7 protein-coding genes are annotated in these 10603 nt (G+C 67.8%); 3 read left to right on the top strand and 4 right to left on the bottom strand.

Annotated features, from left to right (window positions below; all coding sequences use genetic code 11):
• Nucleotides 1–518 (top strand): methyltransferase domain-containing protein (locus ACESMN_RS12100; protein WP_373053858.1); only part of this gene is annotated, 518 nt, incomplete at its 5' end.
• Between the two features lie 726 nt (nt 519–1244).
• Here the strand turns inward: ACESMN_RS12100 and ACESMN_RS12105 are convergent.
• The 3 genes from ACESMN_RS12105 to gltB form a co-directional block, all read right to left on the bottom strand.
• Nucleotides 1245–2162 carry a hypothetical protein gene (locus ACESMN_RS12105; protein WP_373053859.1) on the bottom strand — a complete coding sequence of 306 codons (918 nt, stop codon included), beginning with the start codon at nt 2160–2162 and terminating at the stop codon, nt 1245–1247.
• 199 nt (nt 2163–2361) lie between these two features.
• Entirely contained in the window at nt 2362–3849 is a 1488-nt protein-coding gene (locus tag ACESMN_RS12110; RefSeq protein ID WP_373053860.1) for a glutamate synthase subunit beta, read from the bottom strand.
• An 11-nt stretch (nt 3850–3860) separates the two neighbouring features.
• The gene (gene gltB, locus ACESMN_RS12115) at nt 3861–8399 is read right to left on the bottom strand and encodes a glutamate synthase large subunit (RefSeq protein WP_373053861.1); all 4539 of its coding nucleotides are present in this window, start codon (nt 8397–8399) and stop codon (nt 3861–3863) included.
• Nucleotides 8400–8604: 205 nt separating this feature from the next.
• Here gltB and ACESMN_RS12120 point away from each other — a divergent pair, with 205 nt between their 5' ends.
• On the top strand, nt 8605–9336 hold the full coding sequence (locus ACESMN_RS12120; protein ID WP_373053862.1) for a CPBP family intramembrane glutamic endopeptidase: 732 nt from the start codon (nt 8605–8607) through the stop codon (nt 9334–9336).
• A 43-nt stretch (nt 9337–9379) separates the two neighbouring features.
• Here the strand turns inward: ACESMN_RS12120 and ACESMN_RS12125 are convergent, their stop codons facing one another.
• Nucleotides 9380–9997 carry a lysozyme-like domain containing protein gene (locus ACESMN_RS12125; RefSeq protein ID WP_373053864.1) on the bottom strand — a complete coding sequence of 206 codons (618 nt, stop codon included), beginning with the start codon at nt 9995–9997 and terminating at the stop codon, nt 9380–9382.
• 227 nt (nt 9998–10224) lie between these two features.
• Between ACESMN_RS12125 and ACESMN_RS12130 the strand changes: the two genes are divergently transcribed.
• Nucleotides 10225–10521: a hypothetical protein gene (locus ACESMN_RS12130; RefSeq protein WP_373053863.1), complete on the top strand. Its 297-nt coding sequence runs from the start codon at nt 10225–10227 to the stop codon at nt 10519–10521.
• Nucleotides 10522–10603 lie beyond the last annotated feature (82 nt).

Consider the following 10603-nt stretch of genomic DNA (forward strand, 5'->3'; position numbering starts at 1 on the left):
TTGCCGTCGCCGCTGGCATCGCGGCCCTTTTTCTGCTGAATCTTCTCAGTTACCGCATTTTGAAACCCCGAATTATCCGGGAGCGTCAGAAATGGGACTTAAATATCTGTTGCGGCGATATCGACGGTGGCGGCGTGAATGCGGACATTGTGGCGCAGGACGTGCCGAATTTTGTGCTGACGCCGGATATCTACCGGCTACCGTTCAAGAATGGCGAGTTTGAGCATGTACTCTGCTCACACACCATTGAGCACGTTGACGACCCGGACGCTTTTTGGGCGGAACTGAACCGTGTTGGAAAGCACGTGACTCTGATCTTGCCACCAATATGGGATCTAGCTGCCGCACTCAATATCTTCGAGCACAAATGGCTTTTCCTTTCATGGCACAAACGGCATCACACGATGCCGCGCCAAATCAAGTTATCTGGGGCGCAAATATACCAACAACGTTTCGGCCAGGTGGTCGCGAACAGCATGGTACAGCGCCTGCGCGAACTAGCGACATCGCGTATCTAAATGCCGGCTGAGTCGATGCCAGCGATCGCGGGCGGAACCCCGTCTTCGTCGAGCCCGTGCATCATCGGGGCACCGTCACCCGACGTTAATGCGCAACCGGCGCAACCAATGACGTCCCCGATCCGGAGATCCCTGCACCAGAGGGTTTCCATGCCTGGGCCAATCGGCCGGAAGCCCCGAAGATAAACGCCCTCCTTCACGGCCCTGTACCGTTCACCGCGAACGAAGCGCTGGGTTGCAGTGTTCGTCACGGAAACCTCCCTCGGCGTCTCAATGTAACCAGCGCGCCAGATGAATCTGACCATCGAGAAGCCGGATCCCGGCGTGACCGGATCGTGACGCACTCCAGTCACGCAGCGGGCAATTGGGTCCATTTCAGTCACATTAGCGCGGGGCCTGTGCGCGTAAGTGAATGATTTTATTGACCGCACAATCGGGGAACGGCATTCGCAATGCGAAGCTCGGGAGTTCGATCCTCCTCCGCTCCACCAAAGCTTTAATGAAAACAGGCACCTGCGGGTGCCTTTTTCAGTTCTGTCTCCAGACGACCGACCCAGCGGTTCGGTTCGGCGCGGCTGGCAGCCGCGATCCCGGAGGGCGCCAGGAGGAGACCCGGGGTCGGGTCTCACATTCCAGCATGGCCCATCGAGCAAAGCCGGATTGTGAGACCTGACCCTGTTTCCGTTGAAGATGCAGCCAGACCGGAGGCCTGGCATCCAGGGCCGGTTATCGGCGGTAGGTCGCCACGGCCGTCAGCGATTCCTCAATGGCATCGGGAGCGGAGCGGATGCTCATGAAACCGCCCTTGCCCATCATCGAGAGGTCGGGAAAGTTGATCGCGATGCGGAAGTGGGCGTCCTGGGACTCGACGCTGGTGCCGTCCACCAGCAACTCATAGGGCAGATGCGGGGTGTGATGGGGCGACTGGCGATCGATCTTCTCCATCACGAGTGCGTCCGCACCTTCACCCTCCAGGATCGCGACGCCAAACAGCACCTGGTTCTGTCCCGGAATATCGATCCGGTAGACCTGGGCGGTATCCCCTGCTCCGGCCGCCAGACCGGCCTCGACCGCGGCGACGGCCGCCGCATGACTGGGATGGGTCGCCAGCGTCAGGCGATCATGGAACCTGGGCATGCCGAACATGTAACGGTAGCGGTTCAGATCGCGCACCGAAATGCCTTCCTCGGAACCGAAATCGCGGGCCCGGCCAAGGGCCGCCTCCATCGCACTGGCCACGCCGTCGAGGTCTTCGTCCAGACGATACGCCGCGGCCATGTAACGCGGATTGGTGTAGGCCAGCTCGGTGCCCTCCTCCGTCGTGGTCACCGCAACCCGCTGGGCGGCCGCGTAGGCAGAGGAATCCGTGGCGGCGGCCGCCTGCAGCAATTCCTCGCTGGTGACCACCAGCACCCGGGCCTCGGCATGGGGGGTGTATTCGCCAACGACCTCGAAGCCGGCCTCTTCCAGGGCGCCGCGCGCCTGGTCCAGACGGGCGTCCGGAGCGGCCGCGTCGTCGGGTGCCAGGATAAACGGTCGCAGCGCATCGTCGGCCGCGGCCATGGTGGCAAGGCCGAACAGGCCCGCCAGCAGCAGGCCGGCGGTCAGAAGGCCATTGCATCCGGAACGAAGGAATCTCGGCATCCAGGGTCTCCAGTAAGGGTGTGCACGGAGTATAGAGAATAAAAACCGGATTTTGGGTTATTCGGGGACAGTACACCGATAACCGCGGCTACCCCGGAATGAACGCGAGCCAACCGAGCCGTCGCTTGCGATTCCCGCAGATCACGCCACCCGGGCGACCCCGTGGAAATGGGTGGACTGCCCCCCCGGAAAAGCGGTGTCAGAGGCCGCGCGGTGGGCTCGGGGGGTTCGGGGTCTGCAGGCTGGGAGGAAGTCGGGACGTCCCCATCAGCCAGGCATCGATCCGGCGGGCGACGTCGCGGCCCTCGCCGATGGCCCAGACGACGATCGACTGGCCGCGGCTCGCGTCTCCGGCCACGAACACCCCGGGAATCGATGACATCTTCCGCGCGTCGGTCTCCAGCACCTTGCGCTCCGTGACCGTCAGGCGGCTTTCCTGCAGCGGGTCGACCTCCGGTCCCTCGAAGCCGATCGCGATCAGCACGAGATCGGCCGGCCGTTGGATCCCGCTCTCGCGCACGATCTTCTCGGTCCGACGGCCGTGCCGGTCGCGCTCCCAGTCGACCCGCTCGAAGTCGATCCGGTCCACGCGTCCGTCCCCGTCCGTGTCGACAAAACCGGCGACGTTCAGGCTGAAGGCCTCCTCCCCGCCCTCCTCGATGGCATACGTCCGGCGGTAGGTCTGCGGCTGCTGCGGCCACGGGTTGTCCTCCGGCCGCTCCTCCGGCGGGCGAGGATTGATGCTGACCTGCACCACCTCGCGCGCACCCTGACGATGCGCGGTGGCAACGCAGTCGGCCCCGGTGTCGCCGCCACCGAGCACGACCACCCGCTTGCCGCGGGCGTCGGTGACGCCGTCCACCGGCCGCCCGGCCTGGCGCCGGTTCTCGGCGGTGAGATACTCCATTCCGAACAGGATGCCCTTCAGGTCGCGCCCTGGCACCGGCACGTCGCGTGGCCGCAGCGCACCGATCGCCAGGCACACCGCGTCGAAGCCCTCCTGCAGCTCCGCGAGCGGCAGATCGGCGCCAACATTCACGCCGGCGCGGAATTCGATGCCCTCGTCGCGCAACTGCCGCACACGGCGCGCCACCATGTGCTTGGCGAACTTGAAGTCGGGGATGCCGTAGACCATCAGTCCGCCGATCACGTCGTCGCGCTCGAACACGGTGACCGCGTGTCCGGCGCGATTGAGCTGCTGGGCGGCAGCGAGCCCCGCCGGGCCGCTGCCGACGATCGCCACCCGCTTTCCGGTCCGCTGCGTCGGCGGACACGGCACGATCCAGCCCCTCTCCCAGCCCATGTCGACGATGGCGCGCTCGATGTCCTTGATGGTCACCGCGTCGTCGTTGCTGGCGAGCGTGCAGGCCGGTTCACAGGGCGCCGGACAGGTGTAGCCCGTGAACTCGGGAAAGTTGTTGGTCGCGTGCAGCCGCGCCAGCGCCTCCTCCCAGAGACCGCGGTAGACGAGGTCGTTCCACTCCGGGATGAGATTCCCGATCGGGCAGCCGCCCATGCAGGTCGGCACACCGCAGTCCATGCAGCGCTGGCCCTGGTTGCCCAGCTCCTTGCTGTCCCATTCGAAGGCGTAGATCTGCTGATAGTCGCGCGTGCGCGCGCGGGCGTCGCGGTAGCCGATCGTGCGCCGCGGGTGGAGCAGAAATCCGTCGGGATGATTTTCTGACATGGCTCGCGTCCTCATGCAGCCCGTGGCGGCGGTGTCACGCGGATATCCCGCCCGGTGGCCAGGTGCCGGGCCACTGCATCGGCGTAGGCGTCGGGCACCACCTTCACGAAGGTCTCCAGTGATCGCTCCCAGTCCCCCAGGATCCGGGCGGCCAGATGGCTGCCGGTGTAGCTGAGGTGGTTCTCCAGCAGCCGCCGCAGCAGCTCGCGGTCGCGCGCGTCCCGCACCGGTTCGATCCGGCGGCCGTCCGGGTTCAGGTGCCGCCCGGCGAGCCCCTCCGCGTCGAAGATGTACGCCTCGCCGCCGCTCATGCCGGCCCCGAAGTTCCGGCCGATGGGCCCGAGGATCACCGCCACCCCGCCGGTCATGTACTCGCAGGCGTGGTCGCCCACCCCCTCGACCACGCTCAGCGCGCCGGAGTTGCGTACGCAGAAGCGCTCGGACCCGCGACCATTGAAGTAGGCCTCGCCTCCAGTCGCGCCAAACAGCGTGACGTTGCCCACGATCGAGTTCTCCGCGGCCGGGTAGCCGGCGTCCGGCGGCGTGCGGACGGTGATCAGCCCGCCCGAGAGCCCCTTGCCGGCGTAGTCGTTCGCATCGCCGACCAGATGCAGCGCGATCCCGCGGCACAGGAAGGCGCCGAAACTCTGCCCCGCCGTGCCGCTGCAGCGCACCGCGATGGTGCCCGCCGGCAGGCCCTCGGCGCCGTAGCGGCGGGTGACCTCGTAGCTCAGCAGCGTGCCGAAGGTCCGGTCGCGGTTGCTCAGCCCGATCTCGACCTCCACCGGCCGCGCCTCGTCCAGCGCCGGCCGGGCCTGCCCGATCACCTTGTGGTCGATCTTCGTGTCCAGGCCGTGGTTCTGCGCGCGGGTCCGGCGCGGTGCATCCTCGGACTGCACGCGCCGCAGCAGCTCCGAGACGTCCGGGCGGAAGCCCTTCGGGTGCACAATCCGCTGCGGCCGCAGCCGCTCGACCCGGCCGATCATCTCATCCATGGTGCGGAAGCCGAGGGCGGCCATGTGCTCGCGCACCTCTTCGGCGACGAAGCGCATGTAGTTCACGACGTGCTCCGCGCGTCCCTGGAAGCGCGCGCGCAGGCGCGGGTCCTGTGTGGCGATCCCGACCGAGCAGGTGTTGCAGTGGCACTTGCGCAGCATGATGCAGCCAAGGGCCACCAGCGGCGCGGTGCCCAGGCCGTACTCCTCGGCCCCGAGCAGGGCCGCGATCACCACGTCGCGGCCGGTCAGCAGCCCGCCGTCCGCGCGCACGGTGATGCGCGAGCGCAGGCGGTTCGTCCTCAACACCCGCTGCGTCTCTGCGAGCCCGAACTCCCAGGGCGCGCCGGCATGCTTGATCGAGGTCTTCAGCGAGGCCCCGGTGCCTCCGGAGTCACCGCTGATCAGCACGGCGTCGGCACGGGCCTTCGCCACGCCGGCGGCGATGGTGCCGACGTTGGCCTTCGAGACCAGCTTCACGTGGATCTCGGCGGTGGGATTGGCGCACTTCAGATCGTGGATCAGCTGCTGGAGGTCCTCGATGGAATAGATGTCGTGATGCGGCGGCGGCGAGATCAGGCCCACCCCCGGCACCGTGAATCGCACCCGCGCGATGCCGTCGTCCACCTTGCCGCCAGGCAGCTCGCCACCCTCCCCGGGCTTGGAGCCCTGGGCCATCTTGATCTCGATCTGTTTCGCCTGGGCGAGGTAGTGCGCGGTGACCCCGAAGCGCCCGCTCGCCACCTGCTTCATCGAGCACTCGCGTTCGGTGCCAAAGCGCTCGACCTGCTCGCCGCCCTCTCCCGTGCCGGACTTGCCGCCGACCCGGTTCATCGCGATCGCGAGTGCCTCGTGCACCTCCTGGCTCAGGGCGCCGAAGGACATCGAGCCGGTGGAGAAGCGCCTCATGATCGCCTCGATCGGTTCCACCGCATCGAGCGGGAGCGCGGAGGCCTCGTCGCGCGCGAACTCCAGCAGACCCCGAAGGTTGAGGAGCCCGCCGCCCTGCTGGTTGGCGTGACGGGCGAAGTCCCGGTAGGCCTCGGCATCGTTGCCGCGCGCGGCCTGCTGCAGCTTGCCGATGGTGTACGGGTTCCAGTGGTGCCGCTCGCCGTCGCGGCGCCAGTACAGATGCCCGCCGGGATCGAGCGGCAGGCTGCCGACGATCGGGGTGGCGAACGCGATCTCGTGCGCCTGCAGCGTCTCCCGCTCCAGCTCCTCGAGGCCCATCCCGGGGACATGGGCCGTGGTGCCGGCGAAGAACTCGTCGACAAACTCGTGATCCAGTCCCATCGTCTCGAAGATCTGCGCGCCCTTGTAGCCCTGCAGCGTGGAGATCCCCATCTTCGACATCACCTTCAGGATGCCGCGCTCGAGGGCCCGCTGGTACTGCGTCAGGCCGTGTCCGATGTCGCCCTCGAGGTAGCCGCGCGCCGCCATGTCGGCGATGCCGCGGTAGGCGAGCCACGGGTGCACCGCATCCGCCCCATAGCCGATCAGGGTGCAGAAATCGTGCACCGTGTGCGGCTCGGCGCCATCCAGCACGATCGCCACCCGGGTCCTCAGGCCGTTGCGCACGAGGTGATGATGCAGCGCGGAAACCGCCAGCAGGCTCGGGATCGCGACCCGTCCGGGTCCGACCGCGCGATCGGTGAGGAACAGGATCCCGCAGCCGGCCTCGATCGCCCGCTCCGCCGCCTCGCGCATCGCCCTGATCGCCGCAGGCATCCCGCCGTCCTTCGCGTAGGCGATGTCGATCCGGCGGCTGCGCAGGCCCTCGCGGTCGATGCGCTCGATGGCGCGCGCCTGCGGGCTGCTCAGAACCGGTGACTCGAGGTAGAGCTGCCGGCAGTGGCCGGGGGTCTCCGCGAGGAGGTTCCCGCGCGGACCGATCGCGTCGCCAAGGGACGTGACCAGGGCCTCGCGGATGTAGTCCAGCGGCGGGTTCGAGACCTGCGCGAACTGCTGCAGGAAATAGTGACTGAGCGGCCGCGGTCGTGAAGACAGTACGGCCGGCGGCGTGTCGTTGCCCATGGCCCCGATCGGATCCGCCCCTCCCGCCGCCATCGGCTGCACCAGGACCCGCAGCGACTCCATGGTGTGACCGAAGGCGCGCTGGTATTCGGTCAGCGGGCGCTCCAGCGCGTCCGCGGACAGCGCCGTATCCGCGGGATCGACAAGGTCTTCCAGCGCCACGCGCCCGGCCTGCAGCCAGTCGCCGTAGGGGCGCCCCGAGAGCTCTGCGAAGACCTCGTCCTCCGGCACGATGCCGCCGCGGGCGGGGTCGAGCACGAACAATGCCCCCGGTTTCAGCCGCCCCCGGGCGGCCGCGTCGCGCGCGGGCACTTCGAGCACCCCGGTCTCGCTGGCCATGATCAGGCGCCGGTCGCGAGTGATGGTGTAGCGGCAGGGCCGAAGACCGTTGCGGTCCAGCACACCCGCGAGCCGTTCGCCGTCCGTCGCCACCACCAGGGCCGGCCCGTCCCAGGGCTCCATCAGCGCGCTGTGATAGGCGTAGAAGGCCCGCCGATCCGGATCCATGTGGGGATTCTGCTCCCACGCCTCCGGGATCAGCATGCGCAGGGCGTGGGGCAGGCTGCGGCCGGCGACCACGAGAAGCTCCAGCACGTTGTCCAGTTGCGCGCTGTCACTGAGCCCGTCTGCCGTCAGCGGCTTGATCTTCTCGATTTCGGCCCCGAAGCGCGGCGACGCCAGCGCCGCCTCGCGCGCCCGCATCCAGTTCTGGTTGCCGCGCAGGGTGTTGATCTCGCCGTTGTGCACGAGATAGCGGTACGGGTGCGCGAGATCCCAGGCCCCGAGGGTGTTGGTGGAGAAACGCGCGTGCACCAGAACCATCGCCGAGGTGACGCGCGGATCGGACAGGTCGGGGTAATAGGGCCTGAGCTGGGGGCAGGTCAGCAGACCCTTGTAGACGACCGTGGTCCGCGACAGCGAGCAGATGTAAAAGACCTGGTCGCCGAACCCGACCAGCTGCCGGAAGCGGGCCTCGTTCTCGATCTCGCGCCGCAGCACGTACAGCTCGATATCCATCTCCGCGGGCTCCATTGGCTCGCGGGGCTGGACGAAGAACTGCTGGCTGAGCGGCTCGCTCTCGAGCGCGGTCTTGCCGAGCTCGCGGTTGTCCGTGGGCACGTCACGCCAGGCGACCAGCTCGAAGCCCCGCGCCCTGCAGCGGGTCTCGATCATGGAACGCAGCGCGGCCCGCTGGTCGGCGTCCCGGGGCATGAATACCTGACCGACCCCGTAGCTGTCCGGCTCGCCCAGCCCGGAGACCTCCTCCTGGAAGAAGGCGTGCGGTTTCTGCAGCAGCATGCCGGCCCCGTCGCCGGTGTTCTCCTCGGCCCCCCGGGCGCCCCGGTGGTCGAGATTCTCCAGGCACTCGATGCCGTCCTGCACCAGCCGATGGCTCCGTCTGCCGTCCAGATGGGCCACCACCCCCACACCGCAGTTCGAGTACCCGGCTCCGTACAGCGTCCGCGGATCCTCCGGATCCCCGCACGGCGCCGCGCCCTGCCATCCCTCGAAACCCGTCATCTGCACACTCCGGCCGAATCTGCCCGTGACCTGCAAGAGACTCCGCGGACACTCTGCCCCCTCCACCGGCCCGAATCAATTTCGAACAACGGGGACAGGTCTTGCGTTTTGCCCCTCCCACAGCCAGCGCACCGACAGAAAGCGAAGCGGTCGAAAGGTACACTGAACGCAGAATGAGCCTCCTGTGGATGCTGACGGTGCCGTGATGAGTGAACGGGCAGCAAAGGCAAGCGCGCTTGGCGGAGCGGCCGGGGTCCTGTTCGTGGCGACGGGGGTGGCGATCGTGCTGCCGCTGGCGGTGCTCGGCAGCCTGGCGGCCACGGGCGTCGAACTCAATCCGTCGCTTGTCATCGCACTCTCGATCGTGCTCACCCAGGGCGTGAGCTTCGGTGGCGTGGCGCTGCTGTACCTCGCGCTCCGGCGCGGCGGGCTGCGGGTCCCGCTGCGGTGGCCAACGGCCGCCGATCTGAACTGGATGATCGGGGGCTCGGCGCTCGCGCTGGCGGCGCTGATTGCCGGCTGGCTCGTGGTGTCGCTTGTCGGTCTCGACGTCGGCGAACATCAGATCCAGAACATCGGAGTGGACGCTCCGGAAATCTTCCTGCTGCTGATCCCGCTCTCGCTCCTGCTGATCGGCCCGTGCGAAGAGCTCCTGTTTCGCGGCGTGGTCCAGGGGCGCCTGCGCCAGGCATTCGGTGCCGGCGCCGCCATCGGTCTCGCAGCCGTGACGTTTGCGTCACTGCACCTGCTCGCACTCACCGGTCCGCTCGCTGCACGCATCGCCACGGTCGCCGTGCTCGTCCTGCCGAGCCTGGTCTTCGGGCTCGCGTACGAGCGTACCGGCAACATCGCGGTGCCGGCGGTCATCCACGGCGTCTACAACGCCACGCTCCTGGCGGTGAGCTACTACGCCGTGCAGACCGATGTCGCTGCCTGAGCGCTTGCGGAAGCCTTGCCGGAACCGCACGGGCCTGCAGCTTCTAGTGGCAGAACGGACCGAACTGGTAGAAGCGGCGGCAGCGGAACTCGGATTCGCAGGAGGCGAGCTGGCTCTGGTAACGGGCGGCGCGCTCGGCGACCCGGCGCGCTGACTGCTGTACGCCGGGCTTGCTCCGCCACGTGCCACGGCTGTAACCGCCCTGGCCCTCGTGATAGGCGAGGTAGAGGTGTTCCGGATTCTGCAGCGAGACCCCGGTCATGCGCTGCGTGCGCGCGTTGTACCAGCCCACGAAATCGGTCGCGTGCTTCATGTGCGTGCGGCGCGCGAAGAGGCTGCCGGCCTCGTCCCGATATTCACCCCAGACGGGATCCTGGGCCTGGGCATAGCCGTACGCGGAGGAAGGGCGGCGCCAGGGGATGATTCCCAGCAGCCGCTCGCGGGGCGGTCGCACGCGGCCGCGAAACGAGGACTCCTGCTGGATGAAGGCCATCTGGGTGGCAATGGGTGTGCCCCACTCGCGCTCGGACTCCAGCGCATAGTCGTACCAGCGGGGCTCCTTGCGAAAGATCTCGCAGAGGTTGTCCTGGTTCGGCGGCGGTGCGGGACCGAGCACGGCGCACCCGGCCGTGGCAACGATCACGCCCGTGAGCAGCAGCATCCGGATGGCGACGCTCCTGGGTGGAAATCGCATGGGCAACGGATCTCCGATTGACGGTGCACCCGGGTCATCAGTATAGCGAAGGCCCCTGCGGCAGGCCGGACGCCGAAACGACGTCCAGACCCGGAAAACAATGGTCGCTTCCTGAAACAGGATAGCGGCCTGCGCGCCCGGTGACGCTCCGTGGCACAATCCTGGCGCCAATCGCCGGCACCAGGAACAGATCCATGTCCCGCCTCCTAACGGCCCCGGGCCGCATCCTCAGAGGCCTCCCCGCCTTCCTCGCCCGATACTTCGGGTGGCTTGCCCTGAGCGGGCTCGTAACCCTCGGCGGCGGCACCGTGATCATGCTGTTCAAGGACTGGTCCCTGCTGACCGTCCTCGCATCGCAGCTGGTCTGGCCCCGGCTGATGCTTGGCATGGTGATCGCCATCCCCATCGCCCTGTTCCCGGTGGGCCGCTTCTTCTTCATCAGCGCCATTGTCGGCGGACTGGCCTACCACCTCCTCCTGCTGGTCCTCTGAATCCCGGCCGGTCCGGACCCTCGCTGGGAGCGGCCTCCGTGGGAGCGGTCTCCGTGGGAGCGGCCTCTGGCCGCGATGGCCC

The organism is Thioalkalivibrio sp. (genome assembly GCF_041690275.1).
Lineage (GTDB): Bacteria > Pseudomonadota > Gammaproteobacteria > Ectothiorhodospirales > Ectothiorhodospiraceae > Thioalkalivibrio.

Excerpts from the sequence above, each read along its gene's own strand:
- gltB (WP_373053861.1), bottom strand. The coding sequence starts at position 8,399 with ATGACGGGTTTCGAGGGATGGCAGGGCGCGGCGCCGTGCGGGGATCCG.
- ACESMN_RS12110 (WP_373053860.1), bottom strand. The coding sequence starts at position 3,849 with ATGTCAGAAAATCATCCCGACGGATTTCTGCTCCACCCGCGGCGCACG.
- ACESMN_RS12130 (WP_373053863.1), top strand. The coding sequence starts at position 10,225 with ATGTCCCGCCTCCTAACGGCCCCGGGCCGCATCCTCAGAGGCCTCCCC.
- ACESMN_RS12120 (WP_373053862.1), top strand. The coding sequence starts at position 8,605 with ATGAGTGAACGGGCAGCAAAGGCAAGCGCGCTTGGCGGAGCGGCCGGG.
- ACESMN_RS12105 (WP_373053859.1), bottom strand. The coding sequence starts at position 2,162 with ATGCCGAGATTCCTTCGTTCCGGATGCAATGGCCTTCTGACCGCCGGC.
- ACESMN_RS12125 (WP_373053864.1), bottom strand. The coding sequence starts at position 9,997 with ATGCTGCTGCTCACGGGCGTGATCGTTGCCACGGCCGGGTGCGCCGTG.